Annotated in this window: 24 protein-coding genes and 1 other annotated feature; of the genes, 22 read left to right on the forward strand and 2 right to left on the reverse strand. The window is 44.0% G+C overall.

The features are described from left to right. The first annotated feature begins 148 nt into the window (after positions 1-148). The 8 genes from ACYQ4S_RS05950 to ACYQ4S_RS05985 all read left to right on the forward strand — a co-directional run bounded on the left by ACYQ4S_RS05950 (position 149) and on the right by ACYQ4S_RS05985 (position 7786). Positions 149-1261 (forward strand): PIN domain-containing protein, encoded by a 1113-nt coding sequence (locus tag ACYQ4S_RS05950; RefSeq protein ID WP_459770016.1) that lies wholly within the window; start codon positions 149-151, stop codon positions 1259-1261. Next, positions 1258-1968, forward strand: coding sequence for a 2-C-methyl-D-erythritol 4-phosphate cytidylyltransferase (ispD, locus tag ACYQ4S_RS05955; RefSeq protein WP_459770018.1), 711 nt, complete (start codon positions 1258-1260; stop codon positions 1966-1968). Before ACYQ4S_RS05950 ends, ispD begins: the two co-directional genes overlap by 4 nt. Before the next feature lie 83 nt (positions 1969-2051). After that, positions 2052-3527, forward strand: coding sequence for a glutamate--tRNA ligase (gene gltX / locus ACYQ4S_RS05960; protein WP_459770019.1), 1476 nt, complete (start codon positions 2052-2054; stop codon positions 3525-3527). A 160-nt stretch (positions 3528-3687) separates the two neighbouring features. Further along, positions 3688-5106: a cysteine--tRNA ligase gene (gene cysS / locus ACYQ4S_RS05965; RefSeq protein ID WP_459770021.1), complete on the forward strand. Its 1419-nt coding sequence runs from the start codon at positions 3688-3690 to the stop codon at positions 5104-5106. Continuing rightward, complete coding sequence (locus tag ACYQ4S_RS05970) at positions 5099-5497, forward strand: Mini-ribonuclease 3 (RefSeq protein WP_459770023.1); 399 nt, start codon at positions 5099-5101, stop codon at positions 5495-5497. The genes cysS and ACYQ4S_RS05970 overlap by 8 nt, the downstream gene beginning before the upstream one ends. Before the next feature lie 126 nt (positions 5498-5623). Then, positions 5624-6349, forward strand: a complete 726-nt coding sequence (gene rlmB / locus ACYQ4S_RS05975) for a 23S rRNA (guanosine(2251)-2'-O)-methyltransferase RlmB (RefSeq protein WP_245683013.1) — start codon at positions 5624-5626, stop codon at positions 6347-6349. A 50-nt stretch (positions 6350-6399) separates the two neighbouring features. Further along, the gene (locus ACYQ4S_RS05980; RefSeq protein ID WP_459770025.1) at positions 6400-6939 is read left to right on the forward strand and encodes an NYN domain-containing protein; all 540 of its coding nucleotides are present in this window, start codon (positions 6400-6402) and stop codon (positions 6937-6939) included. 223 nt (positions 6940-7162) lie between these two features. Further along, positions 7163-7786, forward strand: a complete 624-nt coding sequence (locus ACYQ4S_RS05985) for a sigma-70 family RNA polymerase sigma factor (protein WP_459770026.1) — start codon at positions 7163-7165, stop codon at positions 7784-7786. 376 nt (positions 7787-8162) lie between these two features. Here the strand turns inward: ACYQ4S_RS05985 and ACYQ4S_RS05990 are convergent, their stop codons facing one another. Then, positions 8163-8777, reverse strand: coding sequence for a Gx transporter family protein (locus ACYQ4S_RS05990; protein WP_459770028.1), 615 nt, complete (start codon positions 8775-8777; stop codon positions 8163-8165). A gap of 245 nt (positions 8778-9022) precedes the next feature. On the opposite strand from ACYQ4S_RS05990, the gene ACYQ4S_RS05995 reads away from it, so the two are divergent. The 11 genes from ACYQ4S_RS05995 (at position 9023) to ACYQ4S_RS06045 (ending at position 16950) form a co-directional block, all read left to right on the forward strand. Continuing rightward, the gene (locus tag ACYQ4S_RS05995; RefSeq protein WP_459770029.1) at positions 9023-10081 is read left to right on the forward strand and encodes an FAD:protein FMN transferase; all 1059 of its coding nucleotides are present in this window, start codon (positions 9023-9025) and stop codon (positions 10079-10081) included. Between the two features lie 86 nt (positions 10082-10167). After that, entirely contained in the window at positions 10168-10317 is a 150-nt protein-coding gene (rpmG, locus tag ACYQ4S_RS06000) for a 50S ribosomal protein L33 (protein ID WP_346024635.1), read from the forward strand. Between the two features lie 55 nt (positions 10318-10372). Continuing rightward, entirely contained in the window at positions 10373-10549 is a 177-nt protein-coding gene (gene secE, locus ACYQ4S_RS06005; RefSeq protein WP_346024636.1) for a preprotein translocase subunit SecE, read from the forward strand. Between the two features lie 136 nt (positions 10550-10685). Next, positions 10686-11240, forward strand: a complete 555-nt coding sequence (nusG, locus tag ACYQ4S_RS06010; protein WP_091265356.1) for a transcription termination/antitermination protein NusG — start codon at positions 10686-10688, stop codon at positions 11238-11240. A gap of 142 nt (positions 11241-11382) precedes the next feature. After that, positions 11383-11808, forward strand: a complete 426-nt coding sequence (gene rplK, locus ACYQ4S_RS06015) for a 50S ribosomal protein L11 (RefSeq protein ID WP_459770032.1) — start codon at positions 11383-11385, stop codon at positions 11806-11808. 144 nt (positions 11809-11952) lie between these two features. Next, on the forward strand, positions 11953-12648 hold the full coding sequence (gene rplA / locus ACYQ4S_RS06020) for a 50S ribosomal protein L1 (RefSeq protein WP_346024638.1): 696 nt from the start codon (positions 11953-11955) through the stop codon (positions 12646-12648). A 124-nt stretch (positions 12649-12772) separates the two neighbouring features. Further along, positions 12773-12902 (forward strand) — a sequence feature (ribosomal protein L10 leader region). Positions 12903-12967: 65 nt separating this feature from the next. Then, a complete protein-coding gene (gene rplJ / locus ACYQ4S_RS06025; RefSeq protein ID WP_091265348.1) occupies positions 12968-13477 on the forward strand; it encodes a 50S ribosomal protein L10 in 510 nt (169 codons plus the stop codon). Between the two features lie 94 nt (positions 13478-13571). Beyond that, on the forward strand, positions 13572-13937 hold the full coding sequence (rplL, locus tag ACYQ4S_RS06030; RefSeq protein WP_346024639.1) for a 50S ribosomal protein L7/L12: 366 nt from the start codon (positions 13572-13574) through the stop codon (positions 13935-13937). Positions 13938-14143: 206 nt separating this feature from the next. Next, on the forward strand, positions 14144-15337 hold the full coding sequence (locus ACYQ4S_RS06035) for an FtsW/RodA/SpoVE family cell cycle protein (protein WP_459770034.1): 1194 nt from the start codon (positions 14144-14146) through the stop codon (positions 15335-15337). 29 nt (positions 15338-15366) lie between these two features. Then, on the forward strand, positions 15367-16530 hold the full coding sequence (locus ACYQ4S_RS06040) for an FtsW/RodA/SpoVE family cell cycle protein (protein ID WP_459770036.1): 1164 nt from the start codon (positions 15367-15369) through the stop codon (positions 16528-16530). Positions 16531-16548: 18 nt separating this feature from the next. After that, positions 16549-16950, forward strand: a complete 402-nt coding sequence (locus ACYQ4S_RS06045) for an LURP-one-related/scramblase family protein (RefSeq protein ID WP_459770038.1) — start codon at positions 16549-16551, stop codon at positions 16948-16950. Positions 16951-17139: 189 nt separating this feature from the next. Here ACYQ4S_RS06045 and ACYQ4S_RS06050 read toward each other — a convergent pair whose 3' ends face one another. Then, positions 17140-18378: an MFS transporter gene (locus ACYQ4S_RS06050; protein WP_346024643.1), complete on the reverse strand. Its 1239-nt coding sequence runs from the start codon at positions 18376-18378 to the stop codon at positions 17140-17142. A 343-nt stretch (positions 18379-18721) separates the two neighbouring features. Between ACYQ4S_RS06050 and ACYQ4S_RS06055 the strand changes: the two genes are divergently transcribed. The 3 genes from ACYQ4S_RS06055 (at position 18722) to ACYQ4S_RS06065 (ending at position 23360) form a co-directional block, all read left to right on the forward strand. After that, entirely contained in the window at positions 18722-20017 is a 1296-nt protein-coding gene (locus ACYQ4S_RS06055) for a uracil-xanthine permease family protein (protein ID WP_346024644.1), read from the forward strand. A gap of 486 nt (positions 20018-20503) precedes the next feature. After that, a complete protein-coding gene (locus tag ACYQ4S_RS06060; RefSeq protein ID WP_346024645.1) occupies positions 20504-21985 on the forward strand; it encodes a BglG family transcription antiterminator in 1482 nt (493 codons plus the stop codon). Between the two features lie 13 nt (positions 21986-21998). Next, on the forward strand, positions 21999-23360 hold the full coding sequence (locus ACYQ4S_RS06065) for a class II fumarate hydratase (protein WP_346024646.1): 1362 nt from the start codon (positions 21999-22001) through the stop codon (positions 23358-23360). Positions 23361-23575 lie beyond the last annotated feature (215 nt).

Consider the following 23575-nt stretch of genomic DNA (forward strand, 5'->3'; position numbering starts at 1 on the left):
TTGTTTTAGTGAACTTCATTTTATCAGATTAAGGGGGGGAAGAGGTGCCTTTTTGTATTTTAATTGATAGAGCAACGATAGTTGCATTAAAACAACACGAAAAAACAAAAAAATTGGTAATTACTAAAATAAAAGAAGGAGGGAAGAAATGATATCGAAACTGATTATATTGACTTTTATCCTTGTAGGAGGAAGTCTCGGATACAATCTGTTCCTGGAAATGATCGATAATTTTGACATCATTCCTAGGTGGCTGCTGAATCCAATCGTCGGTATGATAATTGGAGCAGGTGTTTTTTACATGCTGTCGTTTCTGGCTGTCAGACCGATTGAAAAAGGAATCAAGAAAATTGAAAAATCATTCAGCAGATTTAGTGTCGCTTATTTAATGTTCGGAAGTCTGGGCGCAATTATTGGACTTATTCTTTCTGTATTGATCAGTATTATTTTAGGCAATCTGAATATGATCATAATAAGTGATGTGGGTCCTCTTATCCTAACAGTCCTACTGGCCAGCGTGGGATTTCAGCTGGGGACATCTCGTCGGGAAGAAATCAGACGTTTGTTCAGTCCGAAGACGGAAAAAAATGAGAATGAAGACGTGCTGGAACGGAAAAGTGGCGACTCCTTCCGCAAGTACAAAGTGCTGGACACTAGCGCGATCATAGATGGCCGTATTCTGGATGTGGTGAAAACCGGTTTTCTTGAAGGGTCGTTCGTTGTTTCGCATTATGTTCTGAAAGAGCTGCAGTATATCGCAGATTCCTCTGACAGTCTGAAACGGGTCAGAGGACGAAGAGGACTGGACATACTGAATGCCTTACAGAAAGAGGAAGGGATTTCTCTTGAAATGGATGACAGTGATATTCCGGAAGCAGAAGAAGTCGATCTTAAACTGGTCCACTTGTCCAAGAAACTGGACGGGATGATTGTGACCAATGACTATAATTTAAACAAAGTAGCGGAATTTCAGAACGTTCCGGTCCTGAATATCAATCAGCTGGCGAATGCCGTCAAACCGGTCGTCATACCTGGGGAAGAGATGCAGGTCATGATCGTCAAGAACGGAACAGAACGAGCGCAGGGTGTGGCCTATCTGGACGACGGAACGATGGTCGTAGTGGAAGAGGGACGTCATCACATGAACGATAGAATCGATGTGGTCGTGACAAGTTCTCTTCAGACCAATGCTGGACGGATGATTTTCGCTAAACTATTAAATGACCAGAAAGCGATCGACGACAGGAAAGATCAGGCATGAAGCAGACTTACGATGTGATCATTCTGGCAGCTGGATCAGCCAGTCGATTCAATGATCAGCCTGAAGTGAACAAAATCCTGCTGCCTTTAGGTGGCCGGCCAGTGTTTGACTATTCGTTAAGTCTCTTTCTGGAAGACGAGTCATGTCGTAAGATTTGGCTCGTCATTCGTAAGAGAGACAGACAAGCGTTGATTGCGGCGATGCAGGATCTGTATGGTGAACAGCCTGAACAAGTCTCCTTAGTCATTGGTGGGAGCGAACGGCAGGACAGTGTCGCTCAGGCGCTGAAAGCACTGGCAGATAATGCAGCCCCATACACACTTGTTCACGATGCAGCTCGGCCCTTCATTCATACTGATCTAGTAAATCATCTGCTGGAGGGTCTAAGAGAATTTTCAGCTGTCATTCCAGGGATTCCGGCCAAAGATTCGATGAAACTGGTCAAGGGAGATAAGGTGATACAGTCCTTGTATCGTCCAGAAGTCAGACACGTTCAGACCCCTCAGGGATTTGAGACAACTTGTCTGATCGAAGCCTTGAATAAAGCCGATGCCGATAACTATTACGGCAACGAAGAAGGCGAGCTGGTCGAAAGACTGGGAATCGAAGTGAAAATGATTGATGGGCTGGAAGAGAATCTGAAAATCACCACACCTCTGGACTATGCTTTTGCGCGACTGCTGGTGGAAAAAGGGCAGCTTAGTTAAGGCAGCAAGGCTTCAATGTATGGAAGAAAACAGGAAATAATGTTAAGTTAATAGTAAGGGAAACCAAAAAGGAGAGTATACTCATGACAGAAAAAGTCCGTGTGCGCTATGCACCGAGTCCAACTGGACACCTACACATTGGAAATGCACGTACAGCATTATTCAACTATTTATATGCTCGTCACCATGGTGGCGATTTTATTATTCGTATCGAGGATACTGACCGTAAACGACACGTTGAAACAGGAGAGCAGAGCCAGCTGGACAATTTAAAATGGCTGGGAATCGACTGGGACGAGAGCGCAGATGTCGGAGGAGAGTATGGGCCGTACCGTCAGTCTGAGCGTCTGGATTTCTATGATCCGCTGGTCGATCAGCTGCTCGCGAGCAACCGTGCCTACAAGTGCTACTGCACAACTGAAGAACTGGAAGCTGAACGTGAAGCACAGCGTGCACGCGGAGAAATGCCGCATTACAGCGGAAAGTGTGCGCATTTAACAGCATCTGAACAGAGGGAAAAAGAAGCGGAAGGGATTACGCCTGTTATCCGTATCCGAGTACCTAAAGGCAGCACCTACACATTTGAAGATATGGTCAAAGGAATGATCACATTCGAATCTGATTCTGTAGGTGGCGACTGGGTCATCAGAAAACGTGACGGCATGCCGACCTATAACTTTGCAGTAGCGGTCGATGATCATTACATGAAAATCACCCACGTGCTTCGTGGAGATGACCACATTGCCAACACACCTAAACAGATGATGGTATATGAAGCCTTTGAATGGAAGATGCCTCAGTTCGGACATATGACACTGATCATTAACAGCGAAACAGGTAAGAAACTAAGTAAGCGTGATGAAACGATTCTTCAGTTTATTGAGCAGTATCGTGAGCTTGGTTATCTGCCGGAAGCCTTGTTCAACTTTATTACACTGCTTGGCTGGTCACCAGTCGGAGAAGACGAGCTCTTCTCTAAAGAGCAGTTCATCGAGATGTTCGATCACAAGCGTCTGGGAACTTCTCCAGCGGCCTTTGATGCCAAGAAACTGGAATGGATCAGCAACCAGTATATGAAAAAGATGGACCTGGGTGAACTGACACTTAAAGCTGTCCCTCACCTTGTAAAAGCAGGATACATCGAAAGCAACCCGTCTGAAGAAAAAAGCGAATGGATCAGAAAACTGGTGGCTCTTTACCAGGATCAGATGAGCTATGCCGCTCAGATCACTGAACTGGCGACTTTATTCTTCGAGGACTCTCTCGAATGGTCAGATGAAGCGAAAGAGGTGCTTCAAGGCGACGACGTTCCAGCTGTTCTGGATGCCTTCATCGAACAGATCAGAAGGGTTGAACCGTTTGAAGCAGATACGATCAAGAAAGCGATCAAAGCTGTACAGAAGGAAACTGGCGTAAAAGGCAAGAACTTGTTCATGCCGATCCGTGTGGCCGTGACCGGTCAGCAGCACGGACCTCAGCTGAATGATGCGATCGAACTCCTTGGCAGAGATAAGGTCTTGAGCAATCTTGAAAAAGCAAAAGAGATCATCGAAGCCTGAAAACTGATCTGAGATAAGTAAGGCAGGATAAAGCCATGCAGCCGGACTGTTTTTCAAACGGCTTGCGTGGCTTTTCCATTGACTGAAAAAGGAATCAGAAGCAAGTCGAGTCTGATTCTTGTATAATGAGACTAAATGAAAAAGAAAGGAGTCAGGATGCATGATTCAACTGTACAATACATTGACTCGTCAGAAAGAGAAATTTACACCTTTAGAAGAAGGAAAGGTCAAGATGTATGTCTGCGGACCAACGGTATACAATTACATTCATATAGGCAATGCTAGAAGTACCGTCGCGTTCGACACCATCCGCCGCTACTTCACCTACAGAGGCTACGATGTCGATTATGTCTCCAACTTCACGGATGTTGATGACAAAATCATTCGAGCAGCTGCTGAATTGGGCAAGACGGCTCCGGAAGTAGCTGAGACTTTTATTGACGCATTCTTTGAAGACACAGAAGCGCTCGAGGTTCAGAAACCGAATCATACGCCACGTGTAATGGAGTCTATTCCCGACATCATCACGTTTATCGAAGCTCTGATTGACAATGGCTTTGCCTATTCGTCTGACGGAGATGTCTATTACAGAACACGTAAATTTGAAAAATATGGCCAGTTGAGCCGCATTTCTTTAGATGAACTGGAGTCCGGAGCGAGCAACAGGCTTGGTGATGAAACATCCAAGAAAGAGGATCCTCTCGACTTTGCTTTATGGAAAACAGCGAAAGAAGGCGAAATCAGCTGGGAGTCTCCTTGGGGGAAAGGTCGACCGGGCTGGCATATCGAATGCTCAGTCATGGCTACAAAATATCTCGGAGATACGATCGACATTCATGCCGGCGGTCAGGATCTGACTTTCCCGCATCATGAGAATGAAATTGCTCAGACAGAAGCCAAGACGCATAAGCCATTTGCCAACTACTGGATCCATAACGGGTTTGTCACAATGGACGATGAAAAGATGAGTAAATCACTTGGAAACTTTGTGCTTCTAAAAGACTTGAGAGCGCAGCATGATCCTAAAGCTCTGCGTTTCTTCATGTCTACGGCTCATTACAGACGACCAATTAACTACTCTCTGGATGCCATCGAGGAAGCGAAAACGAATCTCAACCGTATCCAGACCGCTTACTTTAACGGGAGCCATCGACTGGATCAGGCAGCTGAACAGACTGGCGATGAGCAATCCCTGATGGATCAGATCGATCAGTTCAGAAATCAGTTCATTAAACAGATGGATGATGACTTCCAGACGCAGAACGGCATCACTGTTGTATATGATCTGGTAAGGTTCATCAACCGTTATGTGGAAGAAGAGGATGTTTCCAGACAAGTGCTGGAAGCAAGTCTCAATCTGCTTGAAGAGCTGATGAGCATCTTTGGAATCAGCTTGTCTGTTGAAGAAGACTTGTTGGATTCAGATATCGAAGCGCTGATAGAAGAGAGAGAACAAGCCAGAAAAGACCGGAACTTCCAGCGTGCGGATGAGATCAGGGATCACCTTAAAGATCAGAACATCATTCTTGAAGACACTGCACAAGGAGTCAGATGGAAAAGGGGAAGCGGCCATGAGTAAATCAGCGGATCCGCGTCTGCTGAATGGGCTGGCTCTCGCTTATCTGGGTGATGCCATTTATGAACTCAGAATTAGAGAGCATCTGATTGCTCAAGGTCAGACTAAGCCAAATGTACTGCATATAAAGGCTACGACCTATGTCTCAGCAAAAGCTCAGGCTTATCTGATTCAGGCACTGATGGATGGAGACCAGCTGACTCAGGAAGAAATTGATTATTTCAAACGAGGACGTAATGCAAAAAGCTATACAAAAGCAAAAAATACGGATGCACAGACCTACAGCTATTCGACAGGCTTTGAAGCAGTCATGGGCTATCTCCATTTAACGGAGCAGTCCGACCGTCTCAATGAGCTGATAAATTGGTGCATCCAGGCAATAGAGGAAAGATAAAGGAAAGGAGCGGTGCACATGCCTAAAAAACCGAATCATAAACGGACAGGCAAAGGCGGTTTACACACGAACAAACCACAGGCCAGAAAGCCGCAGGAAAGCAGTGAAGCAGTGGAGTCAGACGAGATGGTCTACGGCAGAAACCCGGTTCTGGAAACATTGAAGTCCGATCGTGATGTCAACAAGCTCTTTGTACAGGACGGTCTGGAAGGCGGCAAAATCAGCAGTATTCTTTCTGAAGCTAAGAAAAGAAAAGTACAGCTGTCTTTTGTACCTAAATCTAAACTGGATACCTTGTCCGATGGAGGCAATCACCAGGGTCTGGTCTTAGCGACTAGTCCCGTGAACTACGCCTCGATCGATGAACTATTTGAACTGGCAGAAAAGAAAAATGAACAGCCTTTCTTCCTGCTGCTGGACGGGATCGAAGACCCGCATAATTTGGGGTCTATCTTGAGAACTGCCGATGCCAGCGGGGTACACGGCGTCATCATTCCCAAAAGACGAGCTGTCGGTTTGACATCGACCGTTGCGAAAGCTTCAGCTGGAGCAATCGAACATGTGCTGGTGGCACGCGTCACGAACATGGCGACGACCATCGACGAGCTGAAGGACCGTGGCTTGTGGATTTTCGGAACGGACATGAAAGGCAAAGACTACCGTCACTGGGACGTGTCATCTCCAGTTGGTTTGGTCATCGGGAACGAAGGAAAAGGAATCTCCAGACTGGTCAAAGACAAAGTGGACGAGACCCTGTCTATCCCGATGGTAGGACATGTCCAGAGTTTAAATGCAGGTGTGGCTTCAGGACTATTGATGTATGAAGTTTACCGTAAAAGACACGCCCTTTAAGAATAAGTCTAATGAGTAAAGTCTATTAATAACGAGAGGAGTAGAGTGACGTGAAGAAGGAACTGCTGTATGTAGACGGGTACAATATGATCGGAGCCTGGCCGGACCTGGCCAGGCTGAAGCGACAGGACAAGATGGCTGACGCCAGAGACTACCTGCTTAATGAGTTGAGCAACTACGCTAAATACGAAGGCATCGAAGTCAGGATCGTCTTTGATGCTCAGCTGGTTCCGGGTATAGCACAACGTTACGATAAGTATGAAGTGACGGTCATCTTCACAAGCGAAGGCGAGACAGCTGACAGTTTCATTGAAAAAGCAGTCGGAGAAGAAAATCTTCTGATCACCCATGTACAGGTTGCAACGTCAGATCTGGCTGAACAATGGATTGTCTTCCAGAAAGGCGCGACCCGCAAGTCAGCTAATGAGCTCTATAAAGACGTCCAGAGCGCCAAGAAAAAGATCGCCATCGACAGTGCTGTCTATCGGATGCAGAACCGCTCGCGTAATTCTCCTCTTAAAGACGAAGACAAGAAGCAGCTGGAGAGCTTGTATCAGCAGATGATTGCAAGGTCTTTAGATGAAAAATAATCATAAAGTAAGCCTTATACTATTGATGGAATATGACATCAATAGTATAAGGCTTATTTTTCAGTCGCTTTTCATGAGAAATGTCTCACAAACTCAATAACTTTAATGACTATATTAACATTTGGATAGTATAATAATTGAAACGCTTTCAATGAAACAGACTACTACTTGAAAATGTCCTATTCTGTAATTGACCAAACAATCTACAGAAGGAGAAAAATGGATGCAGACTAACCCAGTGACTAACACACCGAGTAAAAAAAAGCCATATAGAGACGTCATTGATCCGATCAATGATTCTTTGATCTATCAGATACAGTCGGGTGACCACAGTGCCTTTCCTGTTCTGCTAGACAGATGTCAAATATTAATCAATAGAGCGATAGTCAGACGGTACATAAAAGGTTACGACCGAGATGATCTTTATCAGGAGGCGTGCCTTGTCCTTGTCGAATCTTCTCAGAAATATGAATTCAATAAAGGGATGACGTTCAACCAGTACATCTGCCTTTGTATGGATAATCACTTCAATCGGCTGATTAGGTGGAATAATGCGTTAAAAAGACAATCCATTCGTGATGCCTTGTCACTAGATGGCATGATTGAAGAATCCGGCCTTCAGCTTTCAGAGTCCTTTAGCAGTCCGGGACCTGAAGACTGGCCGATCATTGAAGAAACCGTAGAGGATTATCTGGTATATTTGTCCCCGTTTGAGAGAGAAGTGTGTGTGTTGTGCTATAAAGGACATACCTATGACAGTATTGCCGAAGAATTGAAATGTAGTCGGGAAAAAGTAGTAAATGCTAAACATCGCTGTACCGAAAAATTTAGGAAGTTATTTCTTTAGGAAATAATAGGACAGGCGCTTATGTAATAGTAGGTTCTTTGAAATAGTTTCAGAAACAAGGTAGGGTTTTTCAGCTTCATATTTTAACAAGTTTGGGGCAGGAGAAGTATTTTTTCAGTCTAAACTTAATCATTCTAGAAAAGACATTAATCTGCACACTCGTTTGCAGATTAATGCCTTTTTTCGACCTGTTACAATCAATATTAAGCACATGATAAAAGTGAAGAGCTTATCTAGCTAAATTTAATGGCGTTGAATAGATTGTTAGTGAAAAGATTAAGCTTGCTGTTATCAATGCAATGAAGACATAAAAAAGAACCCAGATTAAATCATGCTCTGGGTTCGTCACAGACATTTAGACCACCTTAGGTAGTAGTTATTTTGCATATGATTTAGGATAGCCTGTTGTGATACACAACTTATGCCAGTGTTTCAGCCATTTTCTGCTTGCGTCGGTCACTTTTTTTTCTTCATGCGCTCTCTTGAAACGCTGGATGGTGGTGACATGATCCATAAGAAAGTTGGCCGCGATTCCTATGGCGATTCCTGACAGAATACCCATAAAGGAGAGCACCGGCAGATACAGGAGCACGGTCCAGGTCTGGGCAATGGTACTGGCAACGAGCAGCTGCCCCAGATTGTGCAGGATACCACCTGTTGCACTGACCCCGATGATACTGACACGCTTGCCTCCGATAAATTTTACGAGGAGCATGCCGGCATAGCTGAGAAGCGCTCCAGCTGTACTGTACATAAAGGTAGAAATCGTTCCGCCAAGCAGAGTCGTCATCAAAAGCCGCATCCAGACGACTTTCATGCTGTCTTTAAAGGGAAGCGTATAGATGGCAACAATGATGATCAGGTTCGCAACGCCCAGTTTCGCTCCCGGTGCAAGGGCAAACGGAAAGGGGATGCTGCGTTCAACGATTCCCAGAATCACAGCCTGAGCCGAGAGAAGTGAAATGTATATCATTTTTTGAGTTCGAGTCATGGTTATCCTTCTTTTCTTGTTGAGTAGGTAAGTACAATTTGCTGAGGTTACTGATATTGTATAGCTTTTCTTGTTCAATATGTTCACAAGTGTGTCGTTTTACTCCTATTATTGTCGCACAAAATACCTGTCACATGCCATAAAGATTAGAACAAAATTATGTCAATCTAATCTTGTGAAAACATAGACAGAGTAATACTTTTAATGTAAGATGTACAGAGAAAAAGAATGGAAGGACAATGTACATGTTTACCAGAATTAAAACAATGAAAGTGCTGCTGATGGTTCCTGTCCTGTCTCTTGGACTACTGGGATGTCAGGAAGAAGATCCTAGAGGACTGGCTGATCAGCCCTATGATCGAACAGAATTTCTACTTGGGACCGTGGCAAATATAAAAGTTTATAATGAAGGTCAGGAAGAGGCGTTGGACAAAGCGTTCGAGCGCGTGCAGGAGTTGGATGAATTGTTTGCGATGCAGAACCCGGAATCTGAAATTTCTGAAGTGAATCGTCAGGCTGGAATCGAGCCGGTTGAAGTCTCAGAGGAAGTGTTCCACGTGATGGAACGTGCTCTATATTATGCAGAAGAATCAGGTGGCAGTTTTGATCCGACCATCGGTGTAGTCACCAGCTTGTGGGGGATCGGACAGGACTATGCAGCAGTACCTGAAGCAAATGAACTGGCTGAAGCAGTTGCACTGGTCGATTACCAGAAGGTGGAACTGAACGAAGCAGAACAGACGATCTACCTTCAGGAAGAAGGCATGGTCCTTGACCTGGGAGCCATCGCAAAAGGATACATTACAGATGAAGCGGCACGTGTATTGGTGGAAGAAGGAGTCAATACGGCTATCGTCGATCTGGGTGGAGACATCGTGGTTGTTGGTAACAGCACACGAGGGGAAGATCAACCCTGGAACGTCGGGATTCAGAATCCTTATGGGGAACGTGGAGAAATACTGGGTATCGTTCCCGTTTCAGACCGAGCGATCGTCACTTCTGGAATCTATGAGCGTCTTGTTAGAGACGGGGATGACGAATATCATCATCTGATGGATCCGGAAACTGGCTTTCCAATCGATAACAACATCTCCGGTATCAGCATCATTGCGGATAATGCTATGGATGCAGATGCGCTGGTTAACATTGCGTTTTCCCTTGGTGTAGAAGACGGACTGAATTACATCAATGGATTTGAAGATGTAGAAGTGATATACATCACTAAAGATATGGAAGTATATGCCTCCGAGGGAATCAATGAACAGATTGAAATCAGGGACAATGACTTTGAAATGATGAACTAAGCCGATTTGACAGGCTTTTTGCTGCATGGTAAAGTATAGAAGACTATGAAGTAAAACATAAGTCCTTGAAGTGAGGAAATAAATCTATGAAAAAGAAACTGGCACTGGCTTGTACTGAATGCGGATCCCGAAACTATTCGAAGGAAGTAGGAACCAAAGTACGTACTGAGCGCCTTGAAATTAAAAAATACTGCCGTTATTGCAAAACACACACATTACACAGAGAAACAAAGTAAAGAAACAGAGCACTGATACGAACTAACCGGAAGATTCAGGTGGAAGGAGTCCTTCATGAACAAAGTTAAAACATTTTTTGGTGAAGTAAAACATGAACTGAAAGAGACGACATGGCCTAAAAAAGATGCGATGAAGAAAAATACAGCAACTGTTTTCGGCGTTATGGCATTTTTTGGCGTATTCTTTTATGCAGCAGATGCAGCCATCAGCTTTTTATTGAATATAATTTGACAACCGCTTAAGTTAGTAGCATTTTCACTATCTGCATGCTATACTACGTATCGAGAGTTGACGAAAAACCTTTCTTCCATAAGTGAAGAAGGTTTTTTTAGTATGACAAATAAAAGATAAACTAAAGGAGTCTACAATGAACGAATTAGAAAGTGCAAAAGCCTGGTACGTGCTTCATACGTATTCCGGTTATGAAAACAAAGTCAAACAGAACCTTGAATCCCGTGCGAAAAGCATGAACATGGAAGAACGTATTCTCCAAGTCATTATTCCAGAAGAGGAAACAACTACTGAGAAAGACGGCAAGACCAAAATGGAAAAAGAAAAGATATTCCCTGGATATGTCCTGGTTGAAATGATCATGTCTGATGATGCCTGGTACGTTGTCCGTAATACACCTGGTGTGACCGGGTTCGTCGGGTCGCACGGAGCAGGAAGTAAACCGTCACCGCTTCTACCGGAAGAAATCGACCAGATCCTTCGCAGCATGGGTATCAATCCACGTAAAATCGAAATGGACGTCGAGCTGGGTGAACGCATCAAGATTGTTGGCGGAGCATTTGCCGGCATGGAAGGAACCGTTACAGAACTTGAAACAGAAAAAGGAAAAATCAAAGCATCTGTTGAAATGTTCGGACGTGAAACCAATGCGGAACTTGACTACAACCAGATTTCCAAACTGGATGACTAAAATAACAGTTGCAATAAATGAACAGTAGTGGTAAACTGTTTCAGTGTGCCTTATACACGTGTATTTTGCATGCTCAGAAGTGGGAGAGGAAAATTATAACCTCATTTAACCACTCACGGACAAAATCAAGGAGGTATGTCTCGTGGCAAAGAAAGTAGTAAACGTCGTGAAACTGCAGATTCCTGCAGGGAAAGCTAATCCGGCTCCCCCAGTAGGACCAGCATTGGGACAAGCGCAAGTAAACATCATGGGATTCTGTAAAGAGTTCAACGCTCGTACAGCTGACCAGGCAGGAATGATCATTCCTGTAGTTATTTCTGTATATGAAGACCGTTCATTTACATTTATCGCTAAAACACCACCTGCAGCAGTATTGCTTAAAAAAGCAGCTGGAGTAGAGTCTGGTTCTGGTGAACCAAACACTAAAAAAGTGGCATCTGTAACACGTGCTCAAGTACAGGAAATCGCTGAAACAAAAATGGAAGACCTAAACGCAGCTGACGTTGAAGCAGCTATGCGCATGGTCGAAGGTACAGCACGTAGCATGGGATTCACTGTCGAAGGATAATGAATTCACCCCATTGCTTGCTGCCTCCGCAACCTGAGAAAAGCCCAGCTTTTCAACTAAGCGCATGAGATAATGACTCATTGCTTTTGCGGAGATCAAGTGGGAGGTTAAACCGCTAATACCACAACAAGGAGGAAAAATATAATGGCTAAAAAGAGCAAAAAATACGTAGCTGCTTTGGAAAAAGTAGACCGTGAGAAACAATATGATGCAACTGAAGCATTAGAATTAGTTAAAGAAATCGACTACGCTGGTTTCGACGCTACTATCGAAGTAGCTTACAGACTAGGTGTCGACCCTAAACAAGCTGACCAGCAGATCCGTGGCGCAATGGTATTGCCGCACGGTACTGGTAAAACTCAAACTGTGATCGTATTCGCTAAAGGAGACGCTGCTAAAGCTGCTGAAGAAGCAGGAGCAGACTTCGTAGGTGACAGCGATCTAGTTGAAAAAGTACAAGGTGGATGGTTAGACTTCGACGTTGTCGTTGCTGCACCTGATATGATGGCTGAAGTAGGTAAACTTGGACGTGTCTTAGGACCTAAAGGTTTAATGCCTAATCCTAAAACAGGAACAGTAACACCAGATGTTGCTAAAGCTGTTAACGACATCAAAGCTGGACAAGTCACTTACCGTGTTGACCGTCAGTCAAATGTACACGTTCCAATCGGAAAAGTGTCATTCGATATTGACAAGCTGAAAGAAAACTTGGCAGCACTTCACGACGTGATCGTAAAAGCTAAACCTGCAAGCTCTAAAGGTGTCTACATCAAGAACATGGCAGTAGCAAGCACGTTCGGTCCTGGTGTCAAAGTGGACAACAGTACAGTTCTTAAATAAAAAATGTTGAATTCTCTTGACCTGCATAACATAGCTTGCTATACTTATGCAGGTTAAGGAATTAAACTTAATTGAATATGCATTGATGAATGAAAGTCAGGCAGTCCTTTGTCTAAACGGCAGGCTGAATGACTGGATAATACCGAAGACAGTATGTGGCTCTGACCTTAATATCATACCGAGGATAAAGTGATGAACAGTCAATTTACACTCCCTCTATGTCTACGGTGACATGGGGTTTTTTTGTACGCTTCGTTCCTTAAAGGATGGAAAGTAAAAAAACAATCCTCATTTCAATCGATCAGGAGGTGAAACATCAATGAGTAAAGCAAGTGTCATTGCAAAAAAAGAAGAATTAGTTAATGAACTGACTAAGAAATTCGAAGATGCACAAGCAGTAGTCGTAGTAGACTACCGTGGATTGACAGTAGGCCAGGTTACTGAACTACGTAAGCAATTACGTGACGCAGGAATCGAAATGCGCGTACTGAAAAACACTATGCTTCGTCGTGCGGCTGAAGCTGCTGGCCTGGAAGGAATGGAAGATGTCTTCAAAGGACCTACAGCTGTGGCATTCAGTAACGAAGAAGTCGTAGCACCTGCTAAAATCATCGCTGAATTTGCTAAAGATGCAGAAGCGCTTGAAATTAAAGGTGGCGTCCTGGAAGGTAAAGTTGCTGACGTTGATCAAATCAACAAAATCGCAAAACTACCAAGTCGCGAAGGCCTACTTTCAATGCTACTATCTGTACTACAAGCACCTATGCGAAACACTGCATTGGCTGTCAAAGCAGTTGCAGAGAAAAAAGCAGAAGAAGAAGCTGCATAATCACGCAGCCGATTCAAATTGTTTTAACCTATACCTTGGTATAGCATGCTGACAAGCAAACCAACTAATATAATTAAAATGGAGGAAAACAAAAATGGCATTAGATATTGAAAAAATCATTGCTGACTTGAAAGAGTCAACTGTCGTAGAATTAAACGACTTAGTAAGCGCAATCGAAGAAGAATTCGGCGTTGAAGCAGCAGCACCAGTAGCAGCAGCGGGAGCAGCTGACGGTGGAGCAGCAGAACAAACTGAATTCACAGTAGAATTAGCATCAGCTGGTTCAGCTAAAATCAAAGTAATCAAAGCAGTTCGTGAAGCTACTGGTCTTGGCTTGAAAGAAGCTAAAGCATTAGTAGACGGAGCTCCTTCAGCAGTTAAAGAAGGCGTATCTAAAGACGAAGCTGAAGAACTTAAAGCTAAGCTTGAAGAAGCTGGAGCTTCTGTAGAAGTTAAGTAATTAACTCTCTACAAAATTAAATAATCAGTTCAGAACCCCTTTAGTTGTAACTAGTTTATGACGAAGGGGTTTTTCTGTTTCTACTATTTTGTGTCATTTTCAAGTTTGTATAGGAATAGGCAAGTATATTTGATAAAATGTGTCTTTGAACAGATGAAACAATTACTTATCAGACTTCGACTTAAAATATGGAAAGGACGCAACTTATGAACAATGAAAAATATCCTCAGCGTATAGATTATGGCGTGATCTTGTCGGTCATGTTGCTGGCCATCATCAGTATCTTATCCCTCTATTCGACTACGGTCCTGATTCAGGGTGGATCCATCGGAATGACCGTCAGGCAGATCGCCTGGTACGGAATTGGAACGATCGCTGTTCTCGTCATTATGCAGTTTGATTCAGAACAGCTATGGAAAATGACCACCTATCTCTACATTGCCGGACTCATTATTTTACTTCTGACTTTAGTCTTTTATGATAGAGAGATTGCTGCTCAGACTGGTGGGAACAGGTGGGTCACATTAGGACCTTTAGGGACAGTACAGCCGTCCGAATTTGTTAAGACCCCCTACATTCTCATGCTAGCCAAAATAATCACCAAACATAACAGTCTCTACCGCGTTCGTGAATACCAGACAGATTTGATCCTGATCGGAAAGCTGTCAGTCATCGGTCTTATACCTGTCGTGATCGTATTCATGCAGAAAGACTTGGGAACTGCACTTGTTTATCTGGCCATTCTGATCGGTGTTGTGCTTTTATCTGGAATAAAATGGCAGATTCTGCTTCCAGTCTATCTACTGGTATCTATTGTGGGGATCACCTTGATCCTATTGGTTGTTTATAATAGAGAATTCCTGTTGAATACGGGACTTTTTAGACCTTATCAGTTTGCCCGTATCGATACGTGGCTGAATCCTCATCAGGGAGCCAACGATACCTCATATCAGATTATCCAGGCCTTTAAAGCGATAGGATCGGGTGGCGTATTCGGAAAAGGATTTGGCGTGAGTGAGGTGTTTGTTCCTGTAAGAGAATCCGATATGATTTTTGCAACGATTGGAGAAAACTTCGGTTTTGCCGGCGGTGCATTTCTGATCTTCATTTACTTCATCCTGGTCTATCATATGATTAGAGTCGTATATGATACGAAAAATGAGTTCTACGCTTATATTGCGACAGGGGTCATTATGATGATCGTATTCCACGTGCTTGAAAACATAGGAATGAACATCGGACTTCTGCCGATGACAGGAATCCCGCTTCCGTTTGTCTCTCAAGGTGGGTCAGCACTCATCAGTAATATGAGTGGGATCGGAATAATCTTGTCCATGCGCTACCATCATAAATCTTACTTCTTCTCCGGAGAAGGAGAAGAGTTCCATCCGGGATCATAATAACTTGAGAGCAGGAAAGGGTGGACAACATGTTACGCGATAGAATCAAATATGTAGATAAGCTAATAGTTATACCGTACCTGACCTTGACGCTGTTCAGTATCGTTATGGTTTACAGTGCCAGCAGTTACAGTGCATTATTTAATTACGGCAATCCTCATCATTATCTGCCTAGGCAGACGGTGTATGTCGTGATCGGCTATGTCGTTTTTTTAATAGCATTCTTTTTTCCAATCAAATGGCTGAAAAACAAGAAGTTAGTCATCTGGGGAATTGTCATTACAGCCACCTCCCTTTTTATCCTTCTTATTTTCGGGAGGGAGATATATGGAGCCAGACGGTGGATCGAAACGCCCTTCTTCAATATTCAGCCTGCCGAATTTGCCAAGTTTATGGTGATCTGGTATCTGGCTTATATTCTGTCAAAAAAACAGCGGAAAATAGCAGAAGATTTCTTTAGCGCTATTGTGGCGCCGCTGATACTGATTTCCCTCATCGTGCTGTTTATTTACATTCAACCCGATACAGGGTCGTCGTTCATTATTGTACTCATTGGAGCGATTATGATTTTTGCCAGTGGTGTCTCACCAAAACTGGGCTTTGGCTTTGGCCTCATCGGAGTAGCGGGTCTACTAGGTTTGTCACGGCTGATCCGACAGTACGGCACAAGTCTATTTTTCCTTAACGAATACCGCTACAATCGTTTCCTGGGTTTCTGGGATCCCTTCACACTGGCTGAAGGAGCCGGCATGCAGCTGGTTCACTCCTATTATGCCTTGGGTCGTGGAGGTCTACTGGGCGTCGGATTAGGAAACAGCGTGCAGAAGACAGGTTTCCTTCCGTTTCCTTATACTGATTTTATTGTGGCAATTATAGGGGAAGAATTTGGCCTAGTTGGAATCCTCGTACTGCTTTTAACGTTCACCTTGATGGCGTCACGTCTTTTTCTGACAGCCATACGGTCCAAGCAGACTTTTGAATCTCTTTTATGTTTAGGAATAGCAACTATGTTTATGGTACAAGCCTTCATAAACCTCGGTGGAGTAATCGGGGTAATGCCTATCACTGGGCTGACTTTTCCGTTCGTCAGTTATGGCGGATCGAGCATGATCGTTCTGTCTGCATCGATCGGTCTAGTTGCCAATGTCTCTGTACGAATCAATTACAATAAGGATAAAGCTAATAAGTCATAAACAAGAGGGCTGGAATCCGTGCGTTTCTTCATTAAGCAGCAGGTGATGTCACTGAAAGACCGGTTTTATGTCAAGGATGAAGACGGAAGAGATCGTTATTTTGTCGATGGAGAGTTTCTCGCTTTCGCCAAGAAGCTCCGCATCTATGATGAACACAACAATGAGGTAGTATATATTGAACAGATCAAACTCTGGAACTTTCTTCCAGAATTTGATCTGTTCATGAACAATGAAAAAGTGGCTACAGTAAAAAAAGAATGGGCCTTTTTCCGCAATAACCATTCGATCATCGGACAGGACTGGCACATTGAAGGATCAGTGACTGCACATGACTATGTCATTAAAAAAAGAACCGTGTGGTTGTGGATATCAATAAGAAATGGCTGTGCTGGGGAGACGCTTACGAATCAATCTCTATGAAGAACGTGATCTGGAGATTTTGCTGGGCGTCGTCATTGTTATCGACTGTGTAATATCGGCAGCTAGAGCAAATAGTTCCTCCTGATCTGTAAAAAACCTGTGAAGAGCTAACGGATTATAATGAATCCGGTCAACTCTTCACAGGTTTTTTAGTTTTAATTAAGCTTCAAACCGGTAGACTAAGGGTGTCTACGATGCACGGCTCTCTTTGAGAGTCATTTGACGAGCGGTCAGAAGGAAGGCGATGTTGAGTCCATGAAAAAGCAAGGCTGTGTAGAAGGCTGGGGCGTATGAACCGGTAAAGTCGAAGACATATCCCACCACGGCCATGGATAAAGCTCCACCGATCCCTGAAACGAAGGACAGGATCGGAAAGATCCGAATATAAAGCTCTCTTCCGAAAAATTCAGTAGTCAGCAGGGGCAAGGCAACAGCCGGTACGGAGAAAACCGAACCGAACACAAAAGACCCGAAAATCTGAGCAGCGGGATGAGTGAATAATAAAAGTATCAGGATACCGACGATGTTGATGGCGATCATAAGAATAGTGGATCTGACGATACCTAAAACGTCACCGACTGCCCCGATAATCAGCTTGAATGAGATGTTTCCAACCATCACAGCTGAAAGCATGACCCCTCCCACTTGTGAGGACAGGAGATTTGTCTCTGCAAAACCAGGCAGGTGCTGAGACACCCCGGTAATCGACGTATGCAGAAGACCTATAATCAGGACAAGCAGGAAAGAAGGCTGTGTAAAGGAAAAGGTACTCCAGTCGGCTTTCTTGATCACTTTCTTCTGCTCCTCTTCTTCAGTGTCATAGCCGTAAGGAAGGTAGCCATCATCTCTAGGGTTCAGCGAGTACCGGTAGATGATGGCAGGAAGAGCCAGAACGAACATCAGCAGGCCCATAATGATGAAGCTGTTTTCCCAGCCTATAGTCTGAATCAGTGACGTGAAGACAGGGGAAAATATCGCTCCGGCGATGCCGCTGAAGCCGAAGGACAGACTCATGGCCAGGCCCTTTTTCTTTTCAAACCAGTTGTTCACGATAAGTGACAAGGGTACCATAGCATACAGACCGGCTCCAACACCTCGCAGGATACCAAGAACGTAAAACACCCACATCGTCCGAGTGAAGGCCATGAGGATGGTGGATACCGAAGCCAGGGTAACAGCACCAATCAGCAGCGGCTTCCATCCGAACCGGTTGAGTAAGGGAGCAAAGTATAAAGAAATAAAAGCTAAAGCGAGAGACGAAAGGGTAGCATGCATAGCAAATGTTCCGCGATAAATATTAAGGCTTTCAGATACAGGTGTGTAAAATACCCCGATTACGTTTAAATTGATGCCGATCGCGCTGGCAGACAAGCCGCAGCTTACAGCCAGGACGAGCCAGTGCTTTAGAGATTCAGACGGTTTCGTCATATGTATCGTTCCTCTTTTCAAATCAGTCTTAAGGTTTAGTATACTGATTTTTAGTAAGTAAAGCAAAGGTACAGTGGCTATGGCAGATATGAAAAAAAGAGTTGCAATTCCATTTGTGTACTGGTACACTATTTAAAGCAAAGCTCCTTTAACTCTATCCAGAGAGGTAGAAAAGGATGGAAAAACTTATATATCCAGCCGTTTCCGGAGGACACTCAATAGCCAGGTCTGGTGAGAGAGCTGTTCAGGAAACACATGGGTTCCATCTTATCTAAAGGTCCTTTTGCATTATGTAAAGGGCATTTTTTTATGCCCAAAAACAAGAAGAAAGGGACGATAAGTTATGGCAATACAACAAAGACCATTGATTTTAGATGTGGAGGCAAGACCTGCACCGCTGAAAGGATTACTTTTAAGTCTTCAGCATGTGTTCGCAATGTTTGGAGCAACTATTTTAGTACCGATATTACTTGACATGCCCGTATCCGTTGCCCTCTTGGCGAGTGGAGTCGGAACGATTATTTATCAGATCGCGACAAAAGCAAAAGTCCCGGTATATCTGGGATCATCATTTGCCTATATTGCAGCAATGCAAATTGCGATAGATCAGATGGGTGGCGACGTTAGTGCTGCTCAGACTGGCGTCATTATGGTCGGATTATTATACGTTGTTATTGCAGCTATTATTAACTATACAGGAACAGCATGGGTGGATAAAGTGCTTCCCCCAATCGTTATCGGCCCCATGATCATAGTCATCGGACTTGGATTAGCAGGAAATGCAGTGACAAGTGCCGGACTCGTGATGGATTCTGACTGGCGTACCATTTTCGTAGCCATCTCAACGTTTCTGATCACCGCATTCGTTAATACTCAAGGTAAAGGATTCTTTAAAATCATTCCTTTCCTGATAGGGATTGCTGGTGGATATATTATCGCAGTGCTGCTAGGAGTAGTCGATTTCACTCCGGTAATAGAAGCAAACTGGTTTGCATTACCTCAGTTGTATCTGCCATTTGAAACCACTACATTTAACAGTTATTCATTCTACTTCGGACCTGAGTCATGGGCACTGGTTCCAATCGTTTTAGTAACGGTTGCAGAACATATTGGGGATCATTCAGTCCTTGGAAAGATATGTGACCGGGAATTCCTAAAAGATCCTGGATTGAAACGAACATTGATTGGTGATGGAGTGGCAACGGCTGTCTCAGGATTCTTCGGAGGGCCGGCTAATACGACCTACGGAGAAAATACTGGAGTCATAGGAATGACTCGTATCGCATCTGTATCAGTTATCAGAAATGCAGCGTTGATCGCTGTTATGCTAAGCTTCATGGGTAAATTTACAGCCCTTATCTCAACCATTCCTGGAGCTGTACTGGGAGGGATGTCGATCTTACTTTATGGTGTTATTGCAAGTAACGGATTAAAAGTGATGATCGAAGATAAAGTGGACTTCAACCAGTCCCGAAACCTGATCATTGCCAGCTCAATGCTTGTAGTCGGATTGGGCGGAGCGGTACTTGACGTTGCAGGTTTCGTCACATTATCAGGGACGGCATTAAGTGCCATGATCGGTGTCATTTTAAATCTGGTTTTACCAAAAGAAGAAGCAGAGTACGAACCGGAAGTGTAATGAACAGCAGTCAGTAAACCAGATCCAGGAACGTATTCTTAAACTGGAATGATACACTCGGCAGCTTCTATCTTCTGATGGGGATTGGATGGAAGATGACTCTGAAAAAACGGTTAAAGAGAATATGCGTGTAACTAAATATGATGACTCGATTTATTAATTTAATTATTCCATCAAACGAAAGTGCACCTGCCTTCCGTTCCTTTAGTAGAAAAGGAACGGAAGGCAGGTGTTTTTATATTTTTTTTGAGTTTAATGGGTCATTATATGACCTGTAATAATATAATGTAATGACCTTGTATACACTATAAAATAAACCTATTATATAGCTGTAAGACGCAGACGGTTTTTCAAATGTTGCTGACTCATTCAACAGAACAACTGGAAGGAGTGAAGGCATGTTCATTTATTCAGAAAAAATCTATACACCGAGTGGATATCAATCCGGTTATCTTGAAGTGGAAGATGGGAAGATTGAAGGTATCCATGATACTATCGAAAAGTGAGTCGACGCTTAAGCGGAGCATTTATACGTTGAATGAATACATTCCCGATCACCTGACGTTCAGCATCAGTCATCATGAGATCAGAACGAATATGACTTATGCTGACTTTACGGCTCTCTGTCAGCGGCTAGATATGAATGACTATTCCCCGTCACTGGAAGAGCGACTCAGCCTGATTGTGTGCTTCGGGCTGCTTGACGGCATTGTCAATATGACCGAACTGTATGCCAGGTTGAACCTCAGTTTGTCCACGAAGAAGAAAGACAGGAAAGAACTGGGCTTTCTCCTTCAACAAAATGGCATTGAAGTAGTAAACAGGCATAGGAAAGGAGTCAGTTTTGAAGGGAACGAACGGTTTCTCAGAATGATTGCTGCAAGGAATCTGTTGTCTGTCATCGAGTTGAACAAGAATGATGACTATGTTCCTCGGCAGGCCAATACGCCTGTACAGACTCTCCTTTACGAACTGGTGGAGCATTACCTGACGGCTTACCACGACAAAGTGAAAGACAAGCTCTGTGACTTCTTTGGTCCGGATGCCCGATTAGTCGATTATCCATCAAAGAAATTTATCTACCTCCATATGATGATCAGTCTCATACGTATTGAAAAAGGCTATACCATTAAAGAGAGTATTGAAGATATGCCTGAAGTGGCTTCGAATTATCTTCTTCCAGTCCAGGAAGACAGTGATTATCTGGATTACCTGATTGCCTCGTTGAACTACAAGGAACCGTTACACTTTCCATTCAATAGTCAGCTCAAGAGGCTGACCGAAGAGCTGATCAATGTTATAGAAGAAAAAAATCAGGTTCAGTTCTATACGTATGATAGTATATATAATGAGCTGTATGCCTATTTCTATAAGTGTTTGATCAAAAACAAGCTGGCCTACTATTTTTATGATGACAAGCTGGATAATACCAAGACTGTCTTTCCGAAACTGTATGAACAAGTAAAGCGGACAGTCAGTGCGTGGGCGACAGATGACGGCTGTGAGCTGACCGATCATCAGATGTCCGTGGTCTGTCTGATTCTTGAACGGTTCATTATAAAGAACAGAGTTGCCGGCCAGAATAACAGGCGGGTCGTCATCATCACAAATTCTTCGGTCGAGAAAGTTTCATTTTTTCTGGAAGTGTTAAGCCAGCATGTCAATTACGAGATGGTCTCTTATCTGACAATCAACGAGTTATACAGACTTGAAGATATGAAATTCGATACAATCTTGACTTTTTCAAACAGGATCACGGTTCTGCTATCTGAATTAGGATGGGAAAGTATCAAGATAAATTTCTATCTGACAAGTGATGACATCAAGCGGCTGCTCGATCATGGGTTTACAAGCAGCCGTAATAAGAAACTTCTCGCAGAAGAGGTTGTCAGACAGTTGGAAACAAGATCGGATACTCAGGACAGAACCACTTATCTGCAGACAGCTTTTCCGGATATTGTGATTTAAAAAGGGGAGCATTATGATAAAAAGACTGGAACAAGATGGATTTGGACAAATCGGAATACCCGAGGATCGTAAATGGGGACCTCAGACTCAGCGCAGCCTGCAGAACTTCTCTATTGGAAACGAGACGATGCCTCTGGAGCTGATCCGTGCGTATGCACGCGTCAAAAAAGAAGCGGCAGAAACAAATGCCGAGCTGGGGTTACTCGAACCCCAGAAAGCAGACACCATAGCTTCAGTCTGTGATGCGCTCATTAAAGGACACTGGGACAGTGAATTTCCTCTATCCGTCTGGCAGACAGGCAGCGGCACACAGACCAATATGAATGTCAACGAGGTCATAGCTCACCTGGCAAAAGGTGAAAGTGGACTGGACATACATCCAAATGATGACGTTAATAAAGGGCAGAGTACCAACGATACCTTTCCTACATCGATGCACATTGCATCTGTCCGGCTGCTTACTGATCATCTGCTGCCAGTGCTGGGGGAGCTTGAGCACACACTGGAAGAGTTGGAAACCAGGTATAAAGATACGATAAAAATCGGACGGACTCACCTTCAGGATGCAACGCCTGTCACGTTCGGTCAGGAAGTCAGCGGCTGGAAGGAAATGATGGTTCAGAATGCTGAAATGATCCAAGCCGCATTGATTCCATTGAAACGATTGCCACTCGGTGGAACAGCTGTAGGTACCGGATTAAATACCCATCCGGACTTTGCAGAGAAGACTATCCGACGAATCAGTCAGGCATCCGGCATCGAATTTAAGGAGAATCCGAATAAGTTTCACGGCCTGACGAGTAAAGATGCCTTTGTCTTTGCTCACGGCGCACTGAAGGCCCTGGCGGCAAATGCATTGAAGATGGCGAATGATGTCAGGTGGCTATCCAGTGGACCAAGAAGTGGGCTGGGAGAAATAACGATTCCCGCCAATGAAGCAGGCAGCTCCATCATGCCTGGGAAAGTAAATCCTACTCAGGCAGAAGCACTAACAATGGTCTGCGTACAGGTTTTGGGGAATGACACGGCAATCGGTGTCGCAGCTTCACAGGGAAATTTCGAGCTGAACGTTTATATGCCGGTTATTGCTTACAATATGATACAGAGCATTACTTTGCTGGGAGACAGCCTCGCTTTATTTAACAACAAGTGTCTGAAGGGCATTCAAGTGGTGGAAGAAGAGATGAGCAAACTGGTAGACCAGTCGCTGATGCTGGTGACCGCTCTCTCCCCGAAGATCGGCTACGATAAAGCCAGTCAGATTGCCAAAAAAGCCCACGAAGACCAGTCGACTCTGAAAGAAGCAGCTGTTGACCTGGGGATACTTACAGAAGAAGAATTCGAGAAGTATATCGATCCGGCTGACATGGTGTAGTGTGACTGGATGCAATTCATGGAGAAAATGAGATTCTGATACCAGATTTTTAAATCGAACAGAGGCCTGGCGCCTCTGTTTTCTTTTTGTGCGCCCGGCATGGGCGACAACTTGGTGGTGAAAGTCCACTACAGACTTGGCAGTAGGAACTGTTAGCGAAAGTCAAGGGTGTCCGCCGTGAGGCGGAATCTGAAGGAAGACGGACGCAAATGCTT

It is taken from the genome of Alkalibacterium sp. s-m-28 (genome assembly GCF_054658175.1).

Bases quoted from the DNA above. Each gene is read 5' to 3' on its own strand.
- ACYQ4S_RS05950 (WP_459770016.1), top strand. From the start codon at position 149: ATGATATCGAAACTGATTATATTGACTTTTATCCTTGTAGGAGGAAGT.
- ispD (WP_459770018.1), top strand. From the start codon at position 1,258: ATGAAGCAGACTTACGATGTGATCATTCTGGCAGCTGGATCAGCCAGT.
- gltX (WP_459770019.1), top strand. From the start codon at position 2,052: ATGACAGAAAAAGTCCGTGTGCGCTATGCACCGAGTCCAACTGGACAC.
- cysS (WP_459770021.1), top strand. From the start codon at position 3,688: ATGATTCAACTGTACAATACATTGACTCGTCAGAAAGAGAAATTTACA.
- ACYQ4S_RS05970 (WP_459770023.1), top strand. From the start codon at position 5,099: ATGAGTAAATCAGCGGATCCGCGTCTGCTGAATGGGCTGGCTCTCGCT.
- rlmB (WP_245683013.1), top strand. From the start codon at position 5,624: ATGGTCTACGGCAGAAACCCGGTTCTGGAAACATTGAAGTCCGATCGT.
- ACYQ4S_RS05985 (WP_459770026.1), top strand. From the start codon at position 7,163: ATGCAGACTAACCCAGTGACTAACACACCGAGTAAAAAAAAGCCATAT.
- ACYQ4S_RS05990 (WP_459770028.1), bottom strand. From the start codon at position 8,777: ATGACTCGAACTCAAAAAATGATATACATTTCACTTCTCTCGGCTCAG.
- ACYQ4S_RS05995 (WP_459770029.1), top strand. From the start codon at position 9,023: ATGTTTACCAGAATTAAAACAATGAAAGTGCTGCTGATGGTTCCTGTC.
- rpmG (WP_346024635.1), top strand. From the start codon at position 10,168: ATGAAAAAGAAACTGGCACTGGCTTGTACTGAATGCGGATCCCGAAAC.
- secE (WP_346024636.1), top strand. From the start codon at position 10,373: ATGAACAAAGTTAAAACATTTTTTGGTGAAGTAAAACATGAACTGAAA.
- nusG (WP_091265356.1), top strand. From the start codon at position 10,686: ATGAACGAATTAGAAAGTGCAAAAGCCTGGTACGTGCTTCATACGTAT.
- rplA (WP_346024638.1), top strand. From the start codon at position 11,953: ATGGCTAAAAAGAGCAAAAAATACGTAGCTGCTTTGGAAAAAGTAGAC.
- rplJ (WP_091265348.1), top strand. From the start codon at position 12,968: ATGAGTAAAGCAAGTGTCATTGCAAAAAAAGAAGAATTAGTTAATGAA.
- rplL (WP_346024639.1), top strand. From the start codon at position 13,572: ATGGCATTAGATATTGAAAAAATCATTGCTGACTTGAAAGAGTCAACT.
- ACYQ4S_RS06035 (WP_459770034.1), top strand. From the start codon at position 14,144: ATGAACAATGAAAAATATCCTCAGCGTATAGATTATGGCGTGATCTTG.
- ACYQ4S_RS06040 (WP_459770036.1), top strand. From the start codon at position 15,367: ATGTTACGCGATAGAATCAAATATGTAGATAAGCTAATAGTTATACCG.
- ACYQ4S_RS06050 (WP_346024643.1), bottom strand. From the start codon at position 18,378: ATGACGAAACCGTCTGAATCTCTAAAGCACTGGCTCGTCCTGGCTGTA.
- ACYQ4S_RS06055 (WP_346024644.1), top strand. From the start codon at position 18,722: ATGGCAATACAACAAAGACCATTGATTTTAGATGTGGAGGCAAGACCT.
- ACYQ4S_RS06060 (WP_346024645.1), top strand. From the start codon at position 20,504: ATGATACTATCGAAAAGTGAGTCGACGCTTAAGCGGAGCATTTATACG.
- ACYQ4S_RS06065 (WP_346024646.1), top strand. From the start codon at position 21,999: ATGATAAAAAGACTGGAACAAGATGGATTTGGACAAATCGGAATACCC.